Annotated in this window: 21 protein-coding genes and 1 tRNA gene; 14 read left to right on the top strand and 8 right to left on the bottom strand. The window is 70.4% G+C overall.

Annotated elements, in window-relative coordinates:
- Positions 1-10 precede the first annotated feature (10 nt).
- Positions 11-1,057: a neutral zinc metallopeptidase gene (locus MZC64_RS05655; RefSeq protein WP_247755971.1), complete on the bottom strand. Its 1,047-nt coding sequence runs from the start codon at positions 1,055-1,057 to the stop codon at positions 11-13.
- Between the two features lie 69 nt (positions 1,058-1,126).
- On the opposite strand from MZC64_RS05655, the gene MZC64_RS05660 reads away from it, so the two are divergent.
- The 8 genes from MZC64_RS05660 to MZC64_RS05695 all read left to right on the top strand — a co-directional run bounded on the left by MZC64_RS05660 (position 1,127) and on the right by MZC64_RS05695 (position 10,034).
- Positions 1,127-2,827: a DUF2207 domain-containing protein gene (locus MZC64_RS05660; RefSeq protein WP_247755973.1), complete on the top strand. Its 1,701-nt coding sequence runs from the start codon at positions 1,127-1,129 to the stop codon at positions 2,825-2,827.
- Positions 2,828-2,845: 18 nt separating this feature from the next.
- Positions 2,846-4,129 (top strand): pitrilysin family protein, encoded by a 1,284-nt coding sequence (locus MZC64_RS05665; protein WP_247755975.1) that lies wholly within the window; start codon positions 2,846-2,848, stop codon positions 4,127-4,129.
- Complete coding sequence (locus MZC64_RS05670; protein WP_247755976.1) at positions 4,126-5,520, top strand: pitrilysin family protein; 1,395 nt, start codon at positions 4,126-4,128, stop codon at positions 5,518-5,520. The genes MZC64_RS05665 and MZC64_RS05670 overlap by 4 nt, the downstream gene beginning before the upstream one ends.
- Complete coding sequence (nudC, locus tag MZC64_RS05675) at positions 5,517-6,425, top strand: NAD(+) diphosphatase (protein ID WP_247755978.1); 909 nt, start codon at positions 5,517-5,519, stop codon at positions 6,423-6,425. The genes MZC64_RS05670 and nudC overlap by 4 nt, the downstream gene beginning before the upstream one ends.
- A gap of 4 nt (positions 6,426-6,429) precedes the next feature.
- A complete protein-coding gene (locus tag MZC64_RS05680; protein WP_247755979.1) occupies positions 6,430-8,925 on the top strand; it encodes an ATP-dependent DNA helicase UvrD2 in 2,496 nt (831 codons plus the stop codon).
- Between the two features lie 123 nt (positions 8,926-9,048).
- On the top strand, positions 9,049-9,318 hold the full coding sequence (locus MZC64_RS05685; protein ID WP_247755981.1) for a hypothetical protein: 270 nt from the start codon (positions 9,049-9,051) through the stop codon (positions 9,316-9,318).
- A gap of 117 nt (positions 9,319-9,435) precedes the next feature.
- Positions 9,436-9,810: a WhiB family transcriptional regulator gene (locus MZC64_RS05690; protein ID WP_282104652.1), complete on the top strand. Its 375-nt coding sequence runs from the start codon at positions 9,436-9,438 to the stop codon at positions 9,808-9,810.
- Positions 9,807-10,034 carry a hypothetical protein gene (locus tag MZC64_RS05695; RefSeq protein ID WP_247755983.1) on the top strand — a complete coding sequence of 76 codons (228 nt, stop codon included), beginning with the start codon at positions 9,807-9,809 and terminating at the stop codon, positions 10,032-10,034. The genes MZC64_RS05690 and MZC64_RS05695 overlap by 4 nt, the downstream gene beginning before the upstream one ends.
- A 91-nt stretch (positions 10,035-10,125) precedes the next feature.
- Here the strand turns inward: MZC64_RS05695 and MZC64_RS05700 are convergent, their stop codons facing one another.
- Positions 10,126-11,400, bottom strand: a complete 1,275-nt coding sequence (locus tag MZC64_RS05700) for a hypothetical protein (RefSeq protein WP_247797662.1) — start codon at positions 11,398-11,400, stop codon at positions 10,126-10,128.
- A 461-nt stretch (positions 11,401-11,861) separates the two neighbouring features.
- Here MZC64_RS05700 and MZC64_RS05705 point away from each other — a divergent pair, with 461 nt between their 5' ends.
- Both MZC64_RS05705 and MZC64_RS05710 read left to right on the top strand, forming a co-directional pair.
- Positions 11,862-12,518, top strand: a complete 657-nt coding sequence (locus tag MZC64_RS05705; protein WP_247755986.1) for a response regulator transcription factor — start codon at positions 11,862-11,864, stop codon at positions 12,516-12,518.
- Between the two features lie 16 nt (positions 12,519-12,534).
- Positions 12,535-12,720 carry a hypothetical protein gene (locus MZC64_RS05710; protein ID WP_247755988.1) on the top strand — a complete coding sequence of 62 codons (186 nt, stop codon included), beginning with the start codon at positions 12,535-12,537 and terminating at the stop codon, positions 12,718-12,720.
- 282 nt (positions 12,721-13,002) lie between these two features.
- Here MZC64_RS05710 and MZC64_RS05715 read toward each other — a convergent pair whose 3' ends face one another.
- The 3 genes from MZC64_RS05715 to MZC64_RS05725 all read right to left on the bottom strand — a co-directional run bounded on the left by MZC64_RS05715 (position 13,003) and on the right by MZC64_RS05725 (position 15,828).
- The gene (locus MZC64_RS05715; RefSeq protein WP_247755989.1) at positions 13,003-14,319 is read right to left on the bottom strand and encodes an AarF/ABC1/UbiB kinase family protein; all 1,317 of its coding nucleotides are present in this window, start codon (positions 14,317-14,319) and stop codon (positions 13,003-13,005) included.
- A gap of 77 nt (positions 14,320-14,396) precedes the next feature.
- On the bottom strand, positions 14,397-15,482 hold the full coding sequence (locus tag MZC64_RS05720; RefSeq protein ID WP_247755991.1) for a ThiF family adenylyltransferase: 1,086 nt from the start codon (positions 15,480-15,482) through the stop codon (positions 14,397-14,399).
- Positions 15,483-15,672: 190 nt separating this feature from the next.
- On the bottom strand, positions 15,673-15,828 hold the full coding sequence (locus MZC64_RS05725; protein ID WP_185009861.1) for a DUF5679 domain-containing protein: 156 nt from the start codon (positions 15,826-15,828) through the stop codon (positions 15,673-15,675).
- Positions 15,829-16,037: 209 nt separating this feature from the next.
- Here MZC64_RS05725 and MZC64_RS05730 point away from each other — a divergent pair, with 209 nt between their 5' ends.
- Positions 16,038-16,571, top strand: coding sequence for a M48 family metallopeptidase (locus MZC64_RS05730; RefSeq protein ID WP_247755993.1), 534 nt, complete (start codon positions 16,038-16,040; stop codon positions 16,569-16,571).
- A gap of 76 nt (positions 16,572-16,647) precedes the next feature.
- Here MZC64_RS05730 and MZC64_RS05735 read toward each other — a convergent pair whose 3' ends face one another.
- Both MZC64_RS05735 and MZC64_RS05740 read right to left on the bottom strand, forming a co-directional pair.
- Positions 16,648-17,997, bottom strand: a complete 1,350-nt coding sequence (locus MZC64_RS05735) for a cellulase family glycosylhydrolase (protein ID WP_247755994.1) — start codon at positions 17,995-17,997, stop codon at positions 16,648-16,650.
- Between the two features lie 77 nt (positions 17,998-18,074).
- Entirely contained in the window at positions 18,075-19,472 is a 1,398-nt protein-coding gene (locus MZC64_RS05740; protein WP_247755995.1) for a zinc-dependent metalloprotease, read from the bottom strand.
- A gap of 68 nt (positions 19,473-19,540) precedes the next feature.
- Here MZC64_RS05740 and MZC64_RS05745 point away from each other — a divergent pair, with 68 nt between their 5' ends.
- Positions 19,541-20,563, top strand: coding sequence for a PDZ domain-containing protein (locus MZC64_RS05745; RefSeq protein WP_247755996.1), 1,023 nt, complete (start codon positions 19,541-19,543; stop codon positions 20,561-20,563).
- 74 nt (positions 20,564-20,637) lie between these two features.
- On the opposite strand, the gene MZC64_RS05750 is transcribed toward MZC64_RS05745, so the two are convergent.
- Positions 20,638-21,180, bottom strand: a complete 543-nt coding sequence (locus tag MZC64_RS05750; RefSeq protein WP_247755998.1) for a PPA1309 family protein — start codon at positions 21,178-21,180, stop codon at positions 20,638-20,640.
- Between the two features lie 171 nt (positions 21,181-21,351).
- Between MZC64_RS05750 and MZC64_RS05755 the strand changes: the two genes are divergently transcribed.
- The gene (locus MZC64_RS05755) at positions 21,352-24,306 is read left to right on the top strand and encodes a UPF0182 family protein (RefSeq protein WP_282104943.1); all 2,955 of its coding nucleotides are present in this window, start codon (positions 21,352-21,354) and stop codon (positions 24,304-24,306) included.
- Between the two features lie 301 nt (positions 24,307-24,607).
- Positions 24,608-24,681 (top strand) — tRNA-Met (locus MZC64_RS05760).
- Positions 24,682-24,761: the final 80 nt, after the last annotated feature.

Here is a 24,761-nt window from a genome sequence, read left to right on the forward strand (position 1 = left end):
GGTGCTCAGCTCATTTCACGTCTGCGGGCTTGGCCGCCCAGGTGTTGCAGTCCTTCGCGTTGTTGGACGCATAACCCCGCTTGGCCCAGGCTCCCTGGTTCTTGCCGGTGCCGTGACTGGACTGGCTGTCGGGCGAGTCGTCAGCCTGCCGGAAGTCGTTGACCGCCTTGTCGGCCAGCGCCTTGGTCACGGTGCCGCGGCCGACCGTAGCGGCAAGGAACATGCCCGCGAAGCAGTTTGCCTGCATTTCGATGCGGCGGGACAACTCGGCCGAGACCGGCGTGCCCTCCCCGGCCTCCTCCTGCTTCTGCCCGGCCGCGGCCAGCATCCCGCTCAGCGCCTGGATGTGGTGGCCGTACTCGTGCGCCAGCGTGGCCAGGTGCCCGCCGGGGGAGTTGGTGCCGTAGACCCGCAGCAGCCGCTTGGTCGGCATGTAGATCATCGAGTTCCGCGAGCAGTACATGGCCACGAACTGCTCGTCCTTGTCCGCCTTGCCGCAGGCGGTCTCGGTGATGTCTGCCGAGGTGTCCAGCTCCACCTTGTGCGTGGGCAGGTTGGCCGCCTCCAGCAGCGGCGTCCAGGCCCGCTCCAGGCAGTCGATGCCCGCCAGGTAGTAGGTGCGCAGCTGATCGGTGGCCCGGCCGATCTTGGGCAGGTCGCACTGGGCGAAGGCGAGCTTGCCGCCGTCGACCATCAGTGGGTGGTCCTCCAGCTTGCGGGTGGGGCGCGGCCGCAGCGGGGCGGGCGAGGGCTGGGCGGAATCCGGCGCGGCGGTGGTGCCGGGGCTGTTCGGCGAGGACTGCGCGGCGGCGTCCGGCTCACCCGCGTTGTCCCCGGTGACCTTGGCGTAGACCACCACCGACCCGACCAGCACGACCAGCACCAGCAGGATGGTCAGCGGCGAGTTCTTGCGGCGGCGCGGCGGCTTCGGCGGCTCCGGATCGAGGTAGCCGGAGTAGTCGGCATAGCTCGGATACGGATCGTGGTACCCGGGGTAGCCCGAGCCCGCGGACCCGCCGTGCTCCGGCGGCTGACCCGGCCCAGAAGGCGCCGTCATCGCGTCTTCACCCCTCTTTTCCCACTCGATGCCCCGAAGCATAGGTCGATGCCGCTATTCTCCGCTGCCGTGTTGACGAACTGGGGCGCCGTGCTCTCCGCAGCCGTGCTGGCACCTGTCGCGTTCCTCGCTGTGCCCCCGCCGCCCTCGGGCGGAGTCGAGCCCAGCGGCCCTCAGGGGCTGCCCGGCACGATCGCCGCCGACGTCTCGCTCCGGCTGGAACGCGACGGCAAGCTCAGTGTGACCGAGCAGGTCGCCGTGCCGGAAGGACAGACGGTCACCCGGACCGTGCCACTGCGCATCGCCGCAGGTGACGACGTGGAACGGGTGTTCACCGTGAGCAAGGCCGCGGTGGAGGGCAAGGGCAGCGTCGAGCAGAACGCCGAGGAGCTGACGCTCCGGCTCAACGCCGGCCAGACCAAGATCACCTACACCGTCGAGGGCGCGGTCAGCGAATCCGGCGACGCCCAGGACGTGCGCTGGCAGGTCTCCGGCGGCTGGAGCGCGGACCTGGACTCGGTCTCGGTCAGCTTCGTCTCGCCCAAGCCGCCCACCTCGGTCACCTGCCTGGCAGGCGTGCCCGGCTCGGCGACCCTGTGCACCAACGCCCAGGTGGTCGCCGGTGAGGCCGCCTCGGCGCGCAACATCGGGCTCAAGCAGGGCGAGCGGGTCGACCTGGCGGTCGGCCTGGAGCCGGGCACCGTGCCGGCCAACGCCCGCTTCGACCAGGGCTCCACCCTGGCCAGGGCCTTCGCGCTCACCCCGCTCACCCTGGGCGGACTCGGCGGCCTCGCGCTGCTGCTGCTCGGTGGCGTGGCCCTGCTCTGGTTCGCCCGTGGTCGCGACGCCAAGGCGCTGGCCAGCGATGTCGGCCCGGTGCAGGTGCTGGTCGCGGACGAGGAGCAGCGGGTCAGCTTCGCCTCCCCGGACGGCGTGCTGCCCGGCCAGGTCGGCACCGTGGTGGACGAGCACGTGGACGTGGTCGACGTCTCGGCCACCGTGGTCGACCTCGCGGTGCGCAACTACCTGTGGATCGAGGAGATCCACGGCGGCAGCGGCGTGGCCAACTGGCGGATCGTGCGGCGCAACCCGCCGGATGACTACCTCACCGACTACGAGCGCGCCGTCTACGACACCCTGTTCACCGGCGACCGGGAGCAGGTGCTGCTCTCCCAGCTGCGCGGTGGCGGCGGCCTGGACCTGACCGGCGTGCGCGACGCGCTCTACACCGACGTGGTCGAGCGGCAGTGGTTCACCAGCCGCCCGGACACCGAGCGCACCCGCTGGTGGTGGATCGGTCTCGGCCTGACCGGCCTGGGCATTGCGGCCACCCTGGTGATGGCCTTCACCACCACCTACGCCGTGCTCGGCCTCGCGGTGATCGTGGCAGGCGTCGCGCTGACCGTCGGCGCCCGCTCCATGCCCGCCCGCACCCGCCGGGGCAGCGCGCTGCTGGCCCAGGTCCGCGGCCTGCGCGGCTACCTGCACACGGTCCAGGTGGACGACATCCCGCCTGCCGACCGCGAGATGGTCTTCTCCCGCTCGCTGCCCTACGCGGTGGTGCTCGGCGAGACCGACCGCTGGCTGCGCGCCTTCGCCACCCTGGACTCCGACGCGGACGGCACGCCCGGCCTGTACTGGTACGGGGAATCGGCCCAGGGCGAGGAGTCCACGCCGGACCTCCGGCGGTTCGCGGCGCACTTCCCGCTGTTCCTGGCCGCGGTGGACGGGGTGCTCGCCGAGGCCGGGCACCTGCGCGCACTTCGGTAGGGCCCGTAGTCTTACGTCATGTCAGATCCCCAGCTGCACCGGGTGACTCTCGCCAACGGACTGCGCGTCCTGCTCGCGCCCGATCGCACGGCTCCCGTGGTGTGTGTCAGCGTGCACTATGACGTGGGCTTCCGGTCGGAACCCGAGGGTCGCACCGGTTTCGCGCACCTGTTCGAGCACCTGATGTTCCAGGGCAGCGAGAGCCTGGAGAAACTCGCCCATTTCCGGCACGTCCAGGGCTCCGGCGGGGTGTTCAACGGTTCCACACATCCGGACTACACCGACTACTTCCAGGTGGCGCCCTCCGCGGCGCTGGAGCGGATGCTCTTCCTGGAAGCCGACCGGATGCGCGCGCCCAAGCTGACCGAGGAGAACCTGCGCAACCAGGTCGACGTGGTCAAGGAGGAGATCCGGCTCAACGTGCTGAACCGGCCCTACGGCGGGTTCCCGTGGATCACCCTGCCGCCGGTGCTGTACTCCACCTTCGCCAACGCGCACAACGGCTACGGTGACTTCTCCGACCTGGAGCAGGCCAGTCTGCAGGACTGCGCGACCTTCTTCGACACCTTCTACGCCCCGGGCAACGCGGTGCTCACCGTCGCCGGTGACTTCACCGCGAACGAGGCGATCGACCTGGTGCAGAAGCACTTCGGCGATGTGCCGGCCCGCCCGGTGCCGGTGCGGCCCTCCTTCGCCGAGCCGTTCCCGCAGGGCGAGCTGCGCGGGGAGTACACCGACGCGCACGCCACCCTGCCCGGGGTCGCGGTCGGCTACCGGCTGCCCGACCCGGCAGGCGATCTGGACTCCTACCTCAACTACGTGGTGCTCACCGCGCTGCTCACCGACGGGGACTCCTCCCGGTTGCAGCGCCGGATGACCCAGGACGAGGAGCTGGTGGTCGAGGTCGGCGCCCGCTGCGGCCTGCTGGGCAGCGCGCTGGACGCGCGGGACCCGGACACGCTGACGGTGACCGCCATCCATCCGTCCACAGTGGACGTGTCCAGGGTGATCGGCGCGCTGGACGAGGAACTGCACCGGCTGGCCTCCGACGGTCCGGACACCGACGAGCTGGCCAGGGTGGAGGCCCGCTGGGCCGCCGCGCTGTACTCCGAGCACGACCGACTGATGTCGCGCACGCTCGCCCTCGGCGCGGCCGAACTGCTCTTCGGGCGGGCCGAGCTGATCAGCGAACTGCCGCGGCGGATCGCCGGGGTCAGCGAGGAGGACGTGGTAACCGCGGCCAAGGCGCTGCGCCCGGACTCTCGCGCCGTGCTCGTGCTCAACGCCGGAGGAGACCAGTGACCGAGTCCACTGTGACAGAGGGGCTGAAGCGCCGCCCACGCACCGCCGAGGAAATCGGCCGCACCGAACAAGGTCCGCGCCCGCTGCCGCCGCTGGGCGAGCAGAACGTGGCCACCGAAGTGTCCATTGTGGACAAAACGCTGGCCAACGGGCTGCGGGTGGTGGCCGCCCAGCGCGCCACCGTGCCGCTGGTCGGCATGCGGCTGTTCGTGCCCTTCGCGGGCACCGACCCCCAGCACCCGGCCATCGCCGAACTGCTGGCCGCCACCGTGACCACCGGCACCGGCAGGCGCAACCGGCTGCAGATCGCCGACGAGCTGGCCCTGGTCGGCTCCTCGATCAGCGCCACGGTCGACCCGGAACGGCTCTCCTTCAGCGGCGAGGGCCTGGCCAGCGGCCTGGACGTGCAGCTGGACGTGCTCGGCGACCTGCTCACCGGCGCCAGCTACCCCGAGGACGAGCTGCTCCGCGAGCGCGAGCGGCTGGTCAACGCGATCGCGCTGGCCCGCAGCGAACCGGGCACCATCGCCCGCGAGGCCCTGCAGAAGCACCGCTACGGCGACCACCCGTTCGTCAAGGAGGTGCCGCTGCACTCCGATGTCGCGGAGGTCTCCGCCGAGCAGGTCCGCGCGCTGCACAAGAACAACCTGCTGCCGCGCGGCTCGATCCTGGTGCTGGTCGGCGATGTCGACCCACACAAGATGATCGAGGTCGTGGCGGACAAGCTCGGCGGCTGGCAGGGCGAGGGCAGTGCGACGCCGCTGCCCGCGCTGCCGGAGCTGACGGGCGGCGACCTGAAACTGGTGCACCGGCCCGGCGCCGTGCAGTCCCAGTTCCGGCTGTCCACCCAGGCGGTGCCGCGCAACCACCCCAAGTACGCCGCGCTGCAGCTGGCGAACCTGGTCTACTGCGGCTACTTCTCCTCCCGCCTGGTGGAGAACATCCGCGAGGACAAGGGTTTCACCTACTCGGCCCGCTCGGCCTTCGAGTACACCCCCGGCAACGCCACCCTGTTGCTGGACGCGGACACCGCCAGCGATGTCAGCGCCGCCGCGCTGCTGGAGATCCGCTACGAACTGGGCCGGATGGTGGTCTCGCCGCCGACCCAGGCCGAGGTGGACTCCGCCCGCAACTACCTGATCGGCATGCAGCTCATCGCCGAGGCATCCCAGGCCGGACTGGCGAACACGCTGCTGTCGCTGACCGCCTTCGGGCTGGACTTCGACTGGCTGCGCGCGCACCAGCGCAGGCTGGCGCAGGTCAGTGTGGAGGAGGTGGCCGAGGCGGCCCGCGAGTTCTTCGCGCCGGGCGCCTGGACCGGGGTCGTGGTCGGCGACGCGGACGCACTGGCCGGAACAATGGGCGCCCTTGGCGGAGTTCTCCTTCCGTGACCCAGGATTTCCAGCTCGACCGACTGCCCGCACTGTCCAGGTCCACGGTGGACCGCGACGATCTGCTGCGGGACGACGCGGCCCGCCTCGCCGAACTCTGGCGCACGGCGGAGCTGCTCGTTGTCGACAAACGGGGCCGGGTCGAGCTGCGCGAGGGCGGTGCGGGACTGCGGTTGCGCCCCGCCGTCGAGCACTCGCCCGAACCCGGTGACACCGCGGTGCTGCTCGGCACCCAGGACGGCCGCTCGTACTGGGCCGTGCCGGCCGAGCAGGAGCTGGAAGAGGAGAACTGGCAGGACCTCCGGATGACCGGCGCCCTGCTCGACGACACCGACGCGGGTCTGCTGACCACCGCGGTCGGGTTGCTGACCTGGCACCGGCACTCCGGTTTCTGCGCGCGCTGCGGCGCGTCCACCAAGCCCGAACGGGCCGGGTGGGCGCGCCGCTGCACCGGCTGCGGGCGCGAGGAGTACCCGCGCACCGACCCGGCGGTGATCTGCCTGGTGCACGACGGCGCGGACCAGGTCATCCTGGCCCGCCAGCCGATCTGGCCGCCGGAGCGCTACTCGGTGCTGGCCGGTTTTGTGGAAACTGGTGAGTCCCTCGAAGCCTGTGTGGTGCGCGAGGTCGCCGAGGAGGTCGGCGTCAAGGTCCGCGACGTGCGCTACCTGGGCAGCCAGCCCTGGCCGTTCCCGCGTTCGCTGATGGTCGGCTTCGCCGCACTGGCCGATCCGGGCGCCACGCTGACTCCCGCCGAGGGCGAGATCGAGGAAGCCAACTGGGTGCACCGGGACCAGGTGCGGGCCGCGATCGCCGCAGGCGGCGAGATCCCGGGCCTGCGCCTGCCGCCGGAGACCTCCATCGCGCGCCGCATGCTCGAGGGTTGGGCGGCAATGCGAGGATGACCCGGTGGGTGACGCCGAGACGCTTCTTGCGGGACTGGATCCGGAACAGCGCGCGGCGGTAGAGGCTCCACGGGGCCCGGTCTGCGTGCTGGCCGGAGCAGGCACCGGCAAGACCCGCACCATCACCCACCGCATCGCCTACCTGGTGCACCGGGGCCTGGTCGCCCCCGGCCAGGTGCTCGCGGTCAGCTTCACCAGCCGCGCGGCCGGTGAGATGCGCACCCGCCTGCGCGACCTGGGCGTGCACCAGGCCCAAGCCCGCACCTTCCACGCCGCCACCATGAAGCAGCTGCGCTACTTCTGGCCGCGCGTGGTCGGCGGCGATCCCTGGCAGCTCATCGACGGGAAGATGCGGGCCATCGCCCAGGCCGCCCGCCGCGTCGGCATGTCCACCGAAACCGAGATGCTGCGCGACCTGGCGGGCGAGATCGACTGGGCGAAGTCCTCACTCATCGCCCCTGTCGACTACGCCACGGCCGCAGCCAAAGCCACCCGCGACCTGCCCGCCGCCGCGGCGCAGATCGTGGCGGTCTACGAGTGCTACGAGAAGCTCAAATCCGGCGCCCGCATGCTCGATTTCAACGACTACCTGCTGCACACCGCGGCCGTCTTCGAGGAACACCCCGAGGTGGCCACCGAGTTCCGCGACCGCTACCGCTGCTTCGTCGTCGACGAGTACCAGGACGTCACCCCCCTCCAGCAACGAGTCCTCGATGCCTGGCTGGGCGGCCGAGACGACCTCACCGTCGTCGGCGACGCCAACCAGACCATCTACTCCTTCGCCGGCGCCGCCCCGCACTGGCTGCTGAACTTCCCCCGCCGCTACCCCGAAGCCACCATCGTCCGCCTGGAACGCGACTACCGGTCGACTCCCGAGGTCGTCTCCCTGGCCAACCAGGTCATCAGCGGCGCCCGCGACCGCCCCAGCGGCTCCCGCCTCAAACTCATCGGCCAGCGCCCCAAGGGCCCCCGCCCACACTTCGCCGAGTTCGACGACGAGCCGGCCGAGGCCCACGCGGTAGCCCGCCGAATCGGCAAACTGCTCAAGTCAGGCGTCCCGGCCCACGAGATCGCGGTGCTGTTCCGCGTCAACGGCCAGTCCGAGGTCTACGAACAGGCCCTCACCGAGGCCGACATCCCATACCTGGTCCGCGGCGGCGAACGCTTCTTCAACCGCCCCGAGGTCCGCCAGGCCATGCAGTCCATCCGCGCCGCGGCCCTGACCCGCCCCCGCAGCGAACCCCGCCCGGCTGACCTGGCCACCGAGCCACACCCGGCCGCCGAGCCCCGCCCCGCCGACTCAGCCCGCCCCGTCACCGAGTCGCACCCGGCCGCCGAGCTCCGCCCCGGCGCCGAGCCCCGCCCGGCTGCCGAGTCCCGCCCCGCCGATCTGGCCCGTCCCGTCGCCGAGCCCCGCCGCCCCGCCGAGTCGCACCCGGCCGACCCCACCGCCGAGCCGTACTCGCCCGGCCCCCACTCCGCGACCGCCACCGCCCTGGCCCACCGCGCCGCCGGCGTCCAGTCCCGCGTCGCCGACCCCGAGGCCCAGCCCGCCCCCGCCGGTGCCGAGGCGCCCCCCGCCGTCGCCCCCCGGCCGCGCCTCTTCGACCTGCTCGCCGTGGTCCGCGCCGTGCTCGCCCCCCTCGGCCTCACCCCCCAGCCCCCCGCCGGCGGCGCCGCCCGCGAACGCTGGGAATCCCTCTCCGGCCTGCTCGGCGTGGCCGACGAACTGCTCACCGCCCTGCCCGAGGCCGACCTGCGCCGCTTCTCCGCCGAACTCGACGCTCGCGCCGAGGCCCAGCACCCGCCCACCGTCGCCGGCGTCACCCTCGCCTCCATGCACGCGGCCAAGGGCCTGGAGTGGGACGCGGTGTTCCTGGTCGGGCTGGTCGAGGGCACGTTGCCGATCCAGCACGCCATCGGCGACACCCCGGCCGACGCGGCGGCGATCGAGGAGGAGCGGCGGCTCTTCTACGTCGGGATCACCCGGGCCAGGGAGCACCTGTGGCTGTCCTGGGCGCTGTCCAGGGCCGAGGGCGGCAAGCGGTACCGGCGGCGCAGCCGTTTCCTCAACGGACTGATGCCCGAGGACCACCCGGCCGCACTACCGGCCCGCGCGCACGGTGTGTCCGGCAACACACTGTCTCGGCAATCGGTCAAACCGGGGTGCCGCGGTTGCGGTGGCGCGCTCATCGGCACCACCGCGATCAAGCTCGGCCGGTGTGCCGGTTGTCCGTCCACTGTGGACGAGGAGTTGCTCGCCCGGCTGCTCGCCTGGCGGGGTGCGCGGGCCAAACAACTCAAGGTCCCGCCCTATGTGGTCTTCACCGACGCCACCCTCACCGCGATCGCCGAACAGCGTCCCGCCGACGACGCGGCGCTGGTGTCGATCTCCGGCATCGGCGCCACCAAGCTGACCCGGTTCGGCGCGGACGTGCTCGCGCTTGTGCACGGCGCGCAATCGTCTGACCACGGGGAAGACACACGATCGGGCAGTTGAAGAGCATTTTGTAAAAAGCGGTTGCATGTCCGCGGGACCGAGCAATAACCTGCAACAGCCGGGTGCGAAGAGCCCCGAGCCCGCGAGACTCGATCTCGCCAACTGGGGAAGGGGGTGGATGTCGTGAAGAACCTGATGATCATCGGAACTCCGGCCCACCCCTTGACCGGAAAATTCGGCCTGTCCGGCCACGGCATCAATGGTAACGGCGGCGCCCTGGGCGCCGGGGTGAATTCGCGGGTCGGCCTTGCCGCCCGGCGTTATGCCCAGATCCAGGGGACCACTGTGTTCGCAGCGTGGGCCCCCACCACCGTCACCGCCCTGATCCCGAGCGTCGTCGATGTGCCGAACACCGATGAGCGTCGCACGTCCGCGTTGGAGAGAAGTCCCTGACCCCAGGTCAGGAATGACCAACCTCTCGAGGCCGCGGACCCCCACCAGGGACCGCGGCCTTTTTGTCGCTCCACCCCAAAAAAAGCACAAAACCGTTGGTACTGAAGGAGAAACACCTTGTTTACCGTCACTGCTCCGTCCACTCGTGACGTGGCCCCTACCGGCTGGGACACCTCGGCCGGTGTGACTGACCTGTTGGATGACGCGTCAGGTGCGGGCCTGAGCCTGCCCTGCCGCGTCAACGACCCCGACCTGTGGTTCGCCGACACCCCCGCCGACCTCGAGGTCGCGAAGGGTTTGTGCGCTGGCTGCCCGGTGCTCGCCGAGTGCCTGGCCGGTGCGCTTACCCGTCGCGAGCCCTGGGGCGTCTGGGGCGGCGAGATCTTCGAGCGCGGTGTGGTCATCGCGAAGAAGCGCCCGCGTGGCCGGCCCCGCAAGACCGACACCGTCGCGACCCCGGTCGCGACCCGCACTGAGGAGGCAGCGGCGTGAACACCAGCGGCGATGCCACCTTTTTCCTCGTCATGAACGTCGAACGCTCGAGCCAGGGATTCAAGACCATGCATCTGTACGAAGAACTGTCCAAAGTACGAATACAAGAGGCTCAACGGGTGTCGGCCGAGCGCAGGCTTGCCTGCGACCTCGCGTCGGCGCGCCGGTGGCGGAGGTTGTCCCAGTGGGCGGCCCGCCGCGCGGAGCGGTTCTCCGCGTCCTGAGCCCACACCCCAGCTGACCCTTCAACCCCGACAGGCGCCGCTACCCGTGAGCGGCGCCTGTCGGCGTTCCACCGGTCTAGTCCACTTAGTCCTACTGACCAGCGGGCAGTACCTCGCAACTGTGCTCGGCCCCCTGCTCACCCAGCCACCGGCTGTACCGGTACCGAGCCCCGAGCACCGCCGCCCGCACCACCCGCCGCGGCGCGAACAACACCGCCCCCACCCACAACTCCGGCCAGGGCTCGTTCCGCCACGCCTCCAGGTGATCCATCCCCATGGCCACCGCCTGCCGCATCACCAGCGACCCGGGCGCCATCGCCAGCAAACTGCTCACCGCGTAGGCCGTCTCCTCGACCGTCCCACCCCCGACCCCCCAGGACCCGTCGGCCCGCTGGGTCGACATCAGCCAGTCCACCGCGTCCCCCCGGACCCCGTCGTCCAACCCGTCCGCCGCCGCCAGCGCCAGCCAGGTCGCGTGATAGGGCGAGAGGTGCCAGCGGTGCTGCCAGTAGGCGCTCTCCGAGCGGTGATCGCGCAGCTGCCCGAGCACGTCGGCGAGCGCGGCCGAATGCCGCCCAGGATCAGTGGCCAGCGCCCCGATCAGATGGATCGGATCGACATCACTGCTGGTCAGCAGGCCGATGAGATCCTGATCGACCGGCAGTCCGCAATACCCGCGCAACGCCAGCAAGATCGCTAGTCGATCAGCCTCAGCACCTCCGCCCGCACCCGCGCTCGTGTTCGCCAGTCCGTCCCCGCTCGGTACACCCAGCGCCGCCACCGACTGCCGGAGCAGCTCGCCCGGCACCTCCGACCGGGCCAGCGTCAGCGCCGTCCACAGCGTCTCCAGCTCCTCGACCGTGCCGAGGCAGAGGCTGGAATCGTTGGGCGCCAAGGGTTTCTCGCAGTGGGTGGCGACCAGGTCGGCCAGGTTGGGGTAGGGCAGCGGCAGGTTCAGCTCGCGGGCCCGGTGCAGCAGGATCGACAGGTGGGTGGCGAAGTGCGGCGGGCGGCGCGGATCGTCCTCGCGGACCCCGGACAGCGCGTTCCACAGGTAGGCGACGCCGGCGTGGGTGGCGGGCAGGACGTCCGGTCCGTCGTCCGGATCGGCCCGGTCGGCCTCGGTCAGCGCGACCACCGCGGCCAGTGTGTTCAGGCACCGGTCCGGTGCGAACGGGATCGCGCCGCCCCAGGACCCGTGGCGGTGCTGGGTGTCCAGTAACCAGCCGGTCTGCAGTGGGTCCAGGTGGCCGTCGGTGAGCGCGGCGACAGTGCGGAACGCGCTGGAAGTGGTGTGCTCCGGCATCGCGGGCTCAGCCAGCAGACGCTGGATCGCCGGCTCTGGACAGTCCTGGTGGCTCGACACAGCGGCGAAGATTTCCACGACGCTGTTTCTGTCCGCCAGACACTTTTGGGCAAGCTTGGCTGTTCGTTCCGCCAGCAACTCATGCGCTAACGGCTAGGAGCGCGCGTGTTCGGCCCAGCGTGGAGGACGGCCGTTCGGCTGCTCAGCGGTAACCCGAACGGGTGCATACTCAGAATACTGGTCAGTCACATCGTCGTGGGCTCGGTAAACGGCTCGGCAAACGGCGGGTGAACCACTGCTCGTCGCCGCTCCGGCACGTTCGCCAGACTCGGCCGACTGGATGACTAGCCAGTCAGTCAGGATCCAGGCCAGACTTAGCCATCCGACCTATCTGGTTGGGATACCTATCCACAGTGCGAAAAATCTGTTGGGGTGCAGAGATGACGCTGATGACGAGAACAGCGCCAGTCCTTCGACGAGACCACACATCGGAGCGATCCAGTGTTCCTAGTCCCGACCGCATGGGTTTGATCACAGTCGGTATCGCCGACGACGAGATCCTCATCCGCACCGGCGTCCGCGGCGTGCTGGACCGCGCCGCGGAGATCGTCGTGGTGGGCGAGGCCAAGGACGGCCACGGCGCCGTGGACCTGGTGCGCACGCACCGGCCACGGGTGCTGCTGCTCGACGCGGTGATGCCCGGAACGGACGCGCTGGCCGCCCTCCGGGTGATCCGCCGTCACTCTCCGCTGACCCGCGTGGTCATGCTGGCCAACCCGGCCGCGGGCGAGCTGTTGCTGCCCGCCCTGCGAGCGGGTGCGGTCGGCTTCCTGCCCAAGACCGGCAGGCCGGAGGAGCTGGTCAACGCGGTCCGCGTGGTAGCGGCGGGGGACGCCATCCTGTCCCCGGCGGCCACCCGCAGCCTGGTCGACCACGTGGCAGGCGCCGAGGCGGACCGCCGTGACCGGGCCTCCCACCGGGTCCGTGCCCTGACCAAGCGCGAACGCGAGGTCCTGGTGCACGTCGCCAAGGGCATGGCCAACGCCAAGATCGCCAGGGTGATGTGCCTGAGCGAAAGCTCGATCAAGGCCCACGTCAGCCGCATGCTGACCAAGCTGCGCTGTGACAACCGGGTGCAGGCCGCGCTCATCGCCCACGATGCCGCGATCATCAACTAGGCGCTAACGTCAGCACATGGGCGAGCCTGACCCGCCGATGTGCCTCCGCTGCGGCAGCCAACGTGACCAGGACAGCGATCCGGCTGTGCTGCTCGCCTGGTCAGCCGAACGCACCACCCGCGGCACCCGCTGGCTGTGCCCCGACTGCGCACGCGCCCACGTGCGCGACATCGAGGGCAAACTGCCCGACGAGTACTGGTGACCCTGCCCCGGGCCCAGCCCTCCTCGGCCAGCCGGCCCACCCAGCACCACTCCGGACAGCCGCCCTCTCCGGCCCCGCGCAGTCGCGCCGCGCCGAGCGGCGCCGACGCTTCCGCACCCAGTCGCGCCCCCGTGTAACCGCTCGCGCGCGCAGGCGGACCCCTGCGCCAAGCACGCTGATCGCAGCTCACCGACCCAGTCCGCAGGCAGGTTCCGCAGGCCCAGGCCCGATTTCGCGCGTCGGGTGACCCGACCCGTGCCGCCCCGGCCTGGTGGTGGGTGCTCAGTCTTCGTTGGCGAAGCCGGGTTGCCAGCGGGTCACGATGTCCAGCAGGGAGGTTTCCGCGTCCAGTTGGCACAGGATGCCGATGGAGCCGAAGGTCACCCGGTGGATCAGCAGGTATTGCGGCGGCAGGTTCAGGGACCGGCCGGTGCGGAAGTCCGGGCCGCGCAGGTCGCTGATCCGTTCGGCCTGGCCCTGCAGCCAGGACCGGGTGAAGTGGAACTGGTCCGTGCGCAGTGGATCGACGAACGGGCCGAGGTAGGCCAGCACGTCCTCGGCGGAGAGTTCCGCGTCGGGGCGGATGAAACCCTCGCCGCGCAACCGGTCCAGCATGTCGTCGGAGCGGCCCTCCAGGGCCAGCCGGGTGACCACGCCCAGGGTCTCGGGCAGGCCGTCGGGGAGCTGGGCGCAGGCGCCGAAGTCGAGCACGCACAGCCTGCCGTCGGGCAGCACCAGGAAGTTGCCGGGGTGCGGGTCGGCGTGCAGCAGCCCGGTGCGGGCCGGGGCGGAGAAGTGGAACTCGGCCAGCCGGCCGCCGACCTCGTTCCGTTCCACCCGCTCGCCGTCCCGGATGATCGCCGACAGCGGGGTGCCGGTGACCCACTCGGTGACCATCACCCTCGGCGCGCTGGCCACCACCCTGGGCACGAGCACCCGCTCGTCCCCGGCGAAGGCGGTGGCGAAGGTGCGCTGGTTGGTGGCCTCGTTGCGGTAGTCCAGTTCCTCGACCATCCGCTCCCGCAACTCGGTGAGCAGCGGCTTGACCTCCATGCCCGGCACCACGGCCTGGAACAACCGGCTGAAGCGCTCCAACTGGCGCAGGTCGGCCAGCAACGCCTCGTCCGCGCCCGGGTACTGCACCTTGACCGCGACCTCGCGCCCGTCGTGCCACACCGCGCGGTGCACCTGTCCGATGCTCGCCGCGGCCGCGGGTTCGTCGGAGAACTCGGTGAACCGCTTGGCCCAGCCGCTGCCGAGCTGTTCGGCCAGCACCCGGTGCACCGTCTTGGCGGGCAACGCGGGCGCGGCGGACTGGAGCTTGGTCAGCGCCTCGCGGTACGGCGCGGCCATCTCCTCGGGAATGGCCGCCTCGAACACGCTCAGCGCCTGGCCGAACTTCATCGCCCCGCCCTTGAGCTGCCCGAGCACCGCGAACAACTGCTCCGCGGTCTTGGCGGACATCTCCGCGCTGATCTCCTCGGCGCTGCGCCCGACCAGGCGCTTGCCCCAGCCGGCGGCGACACGTCCCGCCACGCCGAGCGGCAGGCTGGCGAGCTTGGCCGTGCGAGCGACGGCACGGCGCGGGATCTCAGTCACCGAGCGATTCTCCCCCGAGTTCGACGGCAGTCGGGACAGACCCGGTCACACCGGGACCGGCCCACCCAGTTGTCTGCCTACATGTAATCAGCATGGGGTGAGCCAGCGCCACAGGGGCAATCCGGATGCGAGGTCAGCACCTCCTTCCCCATGGACGCGTTGATCGGGTCGATCTCCAGCACCGCCGACCAGCTCGGCGGCGGCACCCGCCCGTTGTCCGGCCAGGACAGGGCGAGCAGCACCTGGGTGGCCGCCAGCGCCGCGGTGGCCTGCGCGCAGCTCAGCTCCGGCGGCGGGGTGCGCCACAGCAACTGCGCGGACACCCGCGGCCAGTGCGGATCGGCCGTGCCCCGGTGCAGTTCGACGCACTGCAGGCAGGCCCCGCGCCCGGCCCGGACGAACGGTCCGACGTAGCCGACGCCCTCGCTGACCCGTACCGCCAGGTGCGGCACCCGGTCGGTCATCAGCCTGCCCAGCAGCTCCGCGTCCGGGGCGTGCCAGTCGGTGAGGACGACCAGGTCCGGCCGGCGGCGGCCGGTGAGCGTCTCGGTGCGCACCGCGGGCGCGCAGCGCAGCAGGTGTGCCCGCGCGGCCTCCGCCCTGGGCCGCCCGATATCGGCCTCGGTGAACCCGCAGCCCAGATCGTCCACGTCGACCGCGCCGGAGGTCTCGATCTGCACGTGCCCGACGCCCGCGGTGGCGAGCAGTCCGGCGATGGCGGTGGCCAGCCTGCCGCGGCCCCGCACCTGCACCGCGGCGTGCTCGCGCAACGCGATCAGTGTTTCCGGGGGTGAGCCGGTGCGTAAGGCCCAGGTGGCCCGGTCGCTGCGCAGCCGCCCGCCCGCACCGGGGCCGACCGGCTGGTCCAGCAGCCCGGCCTCGGTCAGCAGGTCCAGCACCTGGTCGACCTGCTCGGGCGGGGCCAGCTCGTGCAGGTCGGCCACGGTGTGCCCACCGTCCAGACGCAGCACGGTTTTCACCTGGTCAGGGGACAGGCGGTCGAGCAGCACGCCGTGTCGGCGATCCAGGCCGAGCTGGACGATGTTGTTCTCCCGGCGCAGCACCGGCAGGCAGGGCAGGATGCGCGGCCTGACCTGGGAGAGCGGGTCGTCGGTGCTGGTCGTGGCGGGGGTGGGGGCGGTGGGCTGGAGGGTTGCGGTCATGGGGCCACGGTCGCAGGGCGGGGGCGAAAGTGGAAAAAATCTATCCACAGGGGGGTGGGTTATCCACAGATTGGCGGTGGGGGTGTTGGGGTGGTGTTTGGGCTGGTAGAGGGCGTGAAAGAGGGGCGGCTCGTGGTGAGCCGCCCCTCGAATCGTGTGGTGCCGCGTGTTGCGGCGACAGTCTGTTCGGTCAGACAGTCGCCTTGCCGAGAATCCGGGTCATCTTGGTTCCGCACACCGGACAGGTGCCCTTGGCCATCCGACGGTTGTTGCTTTCCTCGACCTGGCCCTCGAAGTCCCGCTTCTCCCGGCACTTCACGCAGTAGCCGTTGTAGCTCTCGGCCACGGCGACCTCCCTTGGCTGTTGTGGCCCCGATCTCCCACGACCGGGGTTGACTGAGCTTGGCCCGCCCGCCTCGCTCGCGACTCGCGGCCACGCTACCTGTGGTTTCTGCGAACCGCCGGAACGACACAGCCACGGTGTGCCCGCTTCACCCGACCTTGCCTGTGGATGGTTGCGACCAAAATGTCGGTGCTGGCCGTACGGTGAACCTCGTGGCGAAGGCGCAGGTCGAGGTACGCCGCAGCTGGCGGCGTCGGCGCACGGTCACCGCGTACCGGGAGGGGGACAAGATCATTGTCCTGCTACCGGCGAGGATGAGCCGGGCTGAAGAAGAGCATTGGGTCGAGGAGATGCTGCGCAAGCTCCAGCGCAGTGAGACGCGGCGGCGTTCGCCCGCACGCTCCTCCGACGAGATTTTGCTGGCCAGGTGTGCCGAGCTGAACGCGAAGCACTTCGCCGGCCGGGCGAGCCCCAGCAGCGTGCGCTGGGTGCCGCCGATGCGCACCCGGTGGGCTTCCTGCACGCCGGGGGACGCCACCATCCGGATCAGCGAGCGACTGCGCGAGGTGCCGTCGTGGGTGCTCGACTACGTGCTGGTGCACGAGCTGGCGCACCTGCTGGTGCCGGGGCACGGGGCGGATTTCTGGAAGCTGGTGCGGGTCTATCCGAAAACCGATCGGGCGATGGGGTTCCTGGAGGGACTGTCCGCGGCGGCGGGGCTGGGGATCGAGGTCGAGGGGGACTGAGGGCGGGGACTGGGGCGCGGGATCGGGATGGCCGGGCGGCTGAGCCCGGGGGCTGAGGTGGAGCCGGCCGGCTGGGCTATGCCTCCTCCGGGCGGACCAGGCGTTCGATGCGGCGGCCTGCCAGGTAGGCCGGGTCGGTGCTGCGGGATTGCTTGACCACCGCGGGCCGGATGCCGCGGTCGATCAGGCGGGCGAAAGCCTTGAGGAAGTCCAGGCCGGGGATGTGGCCCTCGGGGAGGACCAGGGCCACCGGGCGGGGCAGCGGGGTCGGGGGCTGGTGGTCGTACTCGCGGATCAGGCGGGTCATGGTGGCGGCGATGGGTTTGCGCGCGCCGGTGTTGGTGAGCAGGCCCAGGTCGTATTCGAGTGGGTTGAAACCGGACAGGGCCGGGTTCAGGTCGTGTGAGCACCACCAGGTGATGCCGAACAGGTCGCCGCTGGCGGCCATGGCTCTGATCGAGCGTTCGGTCCACTCGGGGATCAGCTCCGCGGCCATCCACTTCGTCGAGACACCGGTTTCCTCGACCCAGACCTGACGGTGCGGATCCTGATGGAATGCCTTGATCACCTCGATGAAGTACTCCGAGTAGTGCACCGACGGGGTGGACAGCGGGCCGAAGTCCTGGATCACCCTGGTCCAGCCCGCCCAGGTGTGCACGGCGCTGGCGGTGCCGCTGGTGGCCAGGCCGTCTCGGCTGAAATAGGCGTCGTTGAGCCAGGGGTAGTGGTCGATTCCGGACACGTGCAGCTTGCCGGGAGCCAGCCGTTCGCAGGTGGCGAACAGGGTGTTGTGCCAGGCGTCGCCCTGGGCCGGAGTGGGTTTGAGGCCCAGCGGGATGCCGGCCCAGTGGACCTCGTTGGACAGGTCGAAGCCCAGGAAGCGGCGATGCTTGCCGATCCGGGCGGCCAGGGCTTCCAGCAGGCGGTGCTGGGCGGCCAGGGCCGGTGGGTCGGTGAAGAAGTCGCGGACCTTGCCGGTGCCGTTGTCGATCAGCCAGGGCGGGATGAACAGCAGGCCGCTGACCGCGCCGTTGAACACGGTGACCTCGACGTCCAGGCGGTAGCGGTCGGCCAGATCGAGCAGGTCGGCGATCCGGTCCAGCTGTTCGGCGCGGACGTAGTGCGGGTTGGGCTGCAGTTCCGGCCAGACGCACATGATCCGGATGTGGTCCATGCCCAGCGCGGCGATCCGGTCCAGGTCGCGGGCGATCGAGGCGCGGTCCCAGTCGGCCCAGCTGAACCACCAGTTCTTGCTGGGGACGTAGTTGACGCCGAACCGGATCCGGCGGCGGTGGGACGCGGGGGAGCCCGTGGTGTCCGGGCTCGCGGTGGCCGCGGGGGCTCCGGCGGCGACAGCGGCTCCGGCCAGGGGCGCGGCGGCCGCGGTGCGGAGGAAGGAGCGGCGGGGCAGTTCGGCTGGCACCACTTCATGGCACCCTGCCCTGCCCCGCCGTGGCCAGAGTCGTTAGTCGCGGGCCGGACAGCCCCGCCGACTGGCCTTGCTCACTTGCCTTCTGGCTCGTCGTCCTTCTTGCGGCGTTCGGCCTCCTCGGCGCGCTGGATCGCCGCGATCGGGTCGTCCAGGTCCGCGTTGTCCTGGCCCCAGCGCTCGGCGAAGCCCAGCGGGTCGTCCAGGTCCTCGGTGGTGGGCATCAGATCCGGGTGCTCCCAGACCGAGTCGCGGCCGGTGACCCCGTGCTGGTCGGTCATCACCCGCCACAGCGCCGCCGCGGCCCGCAGCCTGCGCGGACGCAGCTCCAGACCGACCAGGGTGGCGAAGGTCTGCTCGGCCGGGCCGCCGCTGGCGCGCCTGCGCCGCAACGTCTCGCGCAGCGCGTCCGCGCCGGGCAGGCGGTCGCCCACCGCGTCGCCGACCACCACGTCCACCCAGCCCTCGACCAGGGCCAGCATGGTCTCCAGGCGGGCCAGTGCCGCCTTCTGCTCCGGGGAGTGCTCCGGGTTGAGCACGCCGGAGCCCATCGCCTCTTCCAGCGCCGCGGGGTTGCTCGGGTCGAGCTGGCCCGCCAGGTTCTCCAGCGCGGCCACGTCCACCTTGATGCCGTTGGCGAACTCCTCGACCGTGGCCATCAGCCGCTGCCGCAGCCACGGCACGTGCGCGAACAGCCGCTGATGCGCGGCCTCGCGGGCGGCCAGGAACACCAGCACCTCGCTGGCCGGGCGGCCCAGGCCCTCGGTGAACTTCTCCACGTTGGCGGGCAGTAGCGCGGCCACGCCCTCCGGACCGAGCGGGAGGCCGACGTCGGTGGAGGTCAGCACCTCGGAACCGAGCTGGGCCAGCGCGTTGCCGAGCTGGGAGCCGAAGGCGAGTCCGCCCATCTGCCCGACCATGGACAGCAGCGGACCGGCGGCCTGCCGCGCCTCGTCGGGCAGCGCGTCCACCCACGCCCCGGAAACCCGCTGGGCGACCGGATCGCACAGCCGTCGCCAGCTGGGCAGGGTCTGCTCGACCCAGGTCATCGCCGACCAGCTCTGCGTGCTGCGCGCGCCCACCGGCAGCGCGGTGGCCGGGTCCAGCCACAGCTCGGCCAGGCGCACCGCGTCGGCGACCGCCGAGTCCTGCTGACCACTGGGGTTGAGGTTGCCGCCGTTGTCGATGAGCTGTTGCACGGCGATCTGTTTCGCCACGTCGTAGTTGACCGGCCCGGTCTGCCCGGAGGACTGGCTGAGCATCTGGCCGAGCTGGCTGAGCATCTGGCCGAGCGCGCCCATGTCGATGCTGCCGCCGGGCGGCATGCCCGGCAGGCCGGGGATACCCCCTGGCGGCATGCCGGGAATGTTGAAACCGAAGGGGTTCTGCTGGCCGCCCGCTCCCTCGGAGCGCTTGCGGCCGTCGCCCTCGTCCGGGTCCGGTGCGCTGAAGCCGAACGGCTGGTCCGTCATGCCTCCACGGTACGCGGACCGTGGAGGGTGCACCCGGCGACGTCGAGCGCCCCGTACGCTGTGTCGTCGTGACCCGCCGTACCTGGACGCTGCTTTTCAGTTCCGTGCTCGTGCTGGTGCTCGGCCTGCTCGGCGCACTCCTGCCGGTGCCCTACGTCGCGCTCGGGCCCGGCCCGGTCTACGACACCCTCGGCAAGGTCAGCGACACCCCGGTGGTCGACATCGGCGGTGAGAACACCTTCCCGACCGGCGGCAAGCTGTCCATGACCACGGTCTCGCTCAATGACGGCATGACCCTGCTCACCGCCTTCGGCCTGTGGCTTTCCGGCGATTACGCGCTGGCCCCGCGCGAGGAGCTGTTCCCGCCGGAGAAGACCAAGCAGCAGATCGACCAGGAGAACAGCAAGGCATTCCAGGACTCCCAGTCCAGCGCGGAGATCGCCGCGCTGCGGTTCCTGAAATACCCGGTCAAGGTGCTCGCGGTGAAGGTCGAGGAGAACAGCGCGCTCAAGGGCATCGTGGAGCCGGGCGACCGGATCCTCGCGGTGGCAGGCAAACCGGTGGCCAACGCGACCGAGGTGCGGGCCGCGCTGGAGAAATCCAAGCCGGGTGACCAGGTAGATGTTCGCTACCAGCACAACGCCGACCCGGAGAAGACCGCCAGGGTGACCCTGGGCAAGGCCGAGGACCGGCCGCAGGGCGTGCTCGGGGTGACCTCGGCCGAGCGTCCGGACGTGCCGTTCCAGATCAAGATCGCGCTCAAGGACGTCGGCGGCCCCTCGGCCGGACTGATGTTCGCCCTCGCCATCGTGGACAAGCTGACCCCCGGCGAGATCAACGGCGGCCAGTCCGTCGCGGGCACCGGCGAGATCGACGCCGAGGGCAAGGTGGGCGCCATCGGCGGCATCCCGTTCAAGATGATCGCCGCCCGCAACCAGGGCGCCACCGTGTTCCTGGTGCCGGAGGGCAACTGCGCCGAGGCGAAGCAGCGCACCCCGGACGGGCTCAAGCTGGTCAAGGTCGGTTCGCTGGGGCAGGCGGTCAGCGCGCTGGAGGCACTGCGGAACAACCAGCCGACGCCCGCCTGCTGAGTGGGCTCGAACTGCTAAGCGGAGTCGAGCCGGCGCCGGCCGGGTCCACGGCGAACCCGGCCGGCGCGGCCTGCTCAGTCCTGGAAGGTCTGCCGCAGCGCCTCAAGCAGGTTCGGCGCCAGGTCGGGCTGCTCGACCAGTTCGTCCCCTGGACCGTCCGGGGCCTTGCGCACCCGCAGCACGCAGGCGCCGGTGCCGTCCCGCAGCACCGCGGCCACCAGCCGGGCCTCCCGGCGGTCCGGGTGCTCGGCGGCGATCCTGGCCGCCTCCGCCGGGTCGGTCTCCGTCCCGTTGAGTTGCTCCTCGGCCGTTGGCGGCAGCACCACGATCTCCTGGGTGACCACGCAGCCGGCCACCGCGTCCGGCCACACGATCCGGGACAACGCGGTGCCCAGGTCGCCGTCGGGCAGGCTGTCCTGGGCGATCGGGGTGAGCATCGCGTCCGGGTCGAGACTGTCCGCCAGCTCGGGCTCCTGTTGGAGCAGCGCGACCGTCGGGACCAGCGCAAACAGCTGCGGCGGCTGGTCCCAGCCACCGGTCGCAACGAAGTCGTCCACCTCTCGTGCGGCTGCGGGCAGGGCTGCGGTGAAGTCGGGTGCGGAAGACACGGCGCACATCGTCGCACTTCGATAACACGAGGCGAGTCAGGAACCCAAACGGCCGTCCGTAGAGTTGGACATACGGGACGATGCCTGTCCGTTGCTCAGCCGTGCTCTCGGCCTGGACGACATCCGGCCCAGACCGCTGAAAACTGATCGACCGCGACCCAGGAGCGTGCTCACGTGGCCATGCGGCCCCCGGTCGGGATGCCGAAGCTATCCCGGCGTAGTCGGATCCTGCTCATTGTCGGCGCGCTGATTCTGGGCGCCTTCCTGTTGGCCTCCCAGCTGCTCGGCACCTATGTCGACTGGCTGTGGTTCGGCGAAGTCGGCTTCCGCTCGGTGTTCACCACCGTGCTCTTCACCCGGATCGCGCTGTTCGTCGCGGTCGCCGTGCTCATCGGCGGTTCAGTCGGGTTGAGCCTCTACTTCGCCTACCGCAGCCGGCCGGTGTTCGTGCCGGTGGCCGGTCCCGACGACCCGGTCTCGCGCTACCGCACCGCGGTGCTGGCGCGGGTGCGGATCGTCGGCTGGGGCATCCCCCTCGCCGTCGGCCTGGTGGCCGGCACCGCGGCGCAGAGTGAATGGGAACGCGTCCAGCTGTTCCTGAACTCGGTGCCCTTCGGCGTCAACGACCCGGAGTTCGGCCGGGACATCAGCTTCTACGCCTTCCGCCTGCCCTTCTACGAATGGCTGGTGTCCTGGGCGTTCGTGGCGGTGGCCGGCGCGTTCTTTGTCGGACTGATCGCGCACTACATCTTCGGCGGCATCCGGCTGGCCGGCCGCGGCGGGCAGCTCTCCGTGCCCGCCCGCGTCCAGCTCGCCGTGCTCGCCGGGGTGTTCGTGCTGCTCTACGGCGTCTCCTACTACCTGGACCGGTTCGGGCTGCTGCTGAGCACCCGCAAGGCCGAGTTCAACGGCGCGACCTACACCGATCTGCACGCGGTGATGCCGGCGAAGCTGATCCTCACCATCATCGCGGTGATCTGCGCGGTGGCCTTCTTCGTCGGCGCGTTCGTGCGCAACCTGCAGATCCCGGTGATCGCCGCGGTGCTGATGGTGCTCTCCAGCGTGCTGCTGGGCGCTGCCTGGCCGCTGCTGCTGGAGCAGTTCTCGGTGCGCCCGAACCCGATCGCCCGCGAGTCTCAATCCATTGAGCGCAACATCGCGGCGACCAGGAACGCGTACGGACTGACCCCGGACAAGGTCAAGTACACCGAGTACGCGGGCAAGTCCGACTCCTCGCAGGCCGAGGTCAAGGCGGACCAGGGCACCATCCCGAACATCCGGTTGCTGGACCCGGGCGTGCTCGCGCCCACCTTCACCCAGCAGCAGCAGCGGAAGAACTTCTACTCCTTCGGCGACAAGCTGGACATCGACCGCTACACCCTCGACGGGAAGATCCAGGACTACATCGTCGCGGTCCGGGAACTGAACAGCGCGGGGCTGGCGGAGAACCAGCGGGACTGGCTCAACCGGCACCTCACCTACACCCACGGCGATGGTTTCGTCGCGGCCCCGGCGAACACGGTGAACTCCGCGCTGCAGGACGGCAGCGGCCAGGGCGGCTACCCGAACTACCAGGTCAGCGACCTTTCCACGAAGAGCGCGTTCAACGTGGAACAGCCGCGGATCTACTTCGGTGAGAAGATCACCGACTACGCCATCGTGGGCAAGGCCGGTCAGGCCGCCGCGGAGTACGACACGGACTCCAGCAAGTACACCTACACCGGCAAGGGCGGCGTGCCGATCGGGAACTGGTTCAACCGGCTGGCCTTCGCGGCCAACGAGGGTGAACGCAACATCCTGTTCTCGGGTGCGATCGGCGGCGACTCCAAGATCATCTACAACCGCAACCCGCGGGACCGGGTGATGAAGGCCGCGCCGTGGCTGACCGTGGACGCCGATCCGTACCCCGCGGTGGTGGACGGCCGGATCCAGTGGATCGTGGACGGCTACACCACGCTGCAGAACTACCCGTACGCCCAGCGCAGCTCGCTCGGCGAGACGGTGCAGGACTCGCTGCCGGGCCAGCCGCGGCTGCCCAACACGCAGATCAACTACATCCGCAACTCGGTCAAGGCCACCGTGGACGCCTACGACGGCACGGTGACCCTGTACGCGGTGGACGAGCAGGACCCGGTGCTCAAGGCCTGGCGGGGCGTGTTCCCGAACCTGGTCAAGGGCAACAACGAGGTCAAGCCCTCGCTGCGGTCGCACTTCCGGTACCCGGAGGACCTGTTCAAGGTCCAGCGCAGCCTGCTGGCCCGCTACCACGTCGAGCAGCCCGGTGTGTTCTTCAACCAGAACGAGTTCTGGGACGTGCCGGACGATCCGACCGACGAGACCGTGGGCACCTCCACCGCCACCGGCAACCGCGAGGGCAAGCAGCCCCCGTATTACGTGGTGGCCCAGCTCAACGGCCAGACCAAGCCGACCTTCCAGCTGACCAGTGCGTTGACCGGTCTGCGCAGGGAGTTCCTGGCGGCCTGGGTGAGCGCCTCGTCCGATCCGGACACCTACGGTCAGATCAACGTGCTCAGATTGCCGACCAACACCCAGACCGAGGGTCCTGGTCAGGTGCAGAACAGGTTCTTCTCCACACCTGAGGTGACGGAGAACCGGACGCTGTTCAGCAACCCGAACGCGAGCGCGGTCAACGGCAACCTGATCACGCTGCCGGTGGCCGGTGGTCTGCTGTACGTGGAGCCGATCTACATCCAGCGCAAGGACCAGAACGCCTTCCCGCAGCTGGCCAGGGTGCTGGTGAGCTTCGGGAACCGGGTCGGGTTCAAGCCGACCCTGGCCGAGGCGCTGGACCAGGTCTTCGGGGCCGGCGCGGGTTCGAACATCACGAACCCCGGTCAGCCGGGCGGTGGCACCACCACGCCGGGCCAGCCGCCGAACCCGAACACCGGTGGCCTCAACGACGCCGCGCAACGTGCGGCGGCGGACATGGTCTCGGCCTGGGCGAAGTACAAGAAGGCGCAGACCGATGGGGACTACGCGACCCAGGGTCAGGCGCTGAAGGACCTCGACGACGCGTCCAAGCGGTTCGACACGGCCCGTCAGGCGCCGCCGCCGCAGCAGCCGCCGCCTTCGAGCAGTAACCAGCCGCCGCCCACCTCGAAGCCGGGCGGCTGATTCCGGGTGCGGGGTGGATCACATTTCTGGGTCCCCAGGTGATTCACCCCGCGCTTCCGGAGCGCGAAAGTCATGGTCAGGCCCGGTTCGCCGGGCCTTTCCGCTTTTCCGGGGTACGCGAGGGCGGGGTCGTGATCTCCGGGTCGCGGCCGGGCTGCGGTAGGCTGACGACAGTTCCCGCAGGTCAGGGGCGGTTTTACCCCCCGATTTGGAAATGGTTGGACCGCCGTGTAAAGTAGTTCCTGTCAGCAAGAACGACAGAAAAAAAGCAAGAAGCTCCAAAGCACCAAAAGCTAGACGGCGCGGGGTGGAGCAGCTCGGTAGCTCGCTGGGCTCATAACCCAGAGGTCACAGGTTCGAATCCTGTCCCCGCTACTAGATCCGGCCCCCAGGGTTTCACACCCTGGGGGCCGGATTCTTTTTGTCCTTTGTCGAGGTTCGAGCCGGGGGCTCGC

The organism is Crossiella sp. S99.2, assembly GCF_023094165.1.
GTDB lineage: Bacteria > Actinomycetota > Actinomycetes > Mycobacteriales > Pseudonocardiaceae > Crossiella.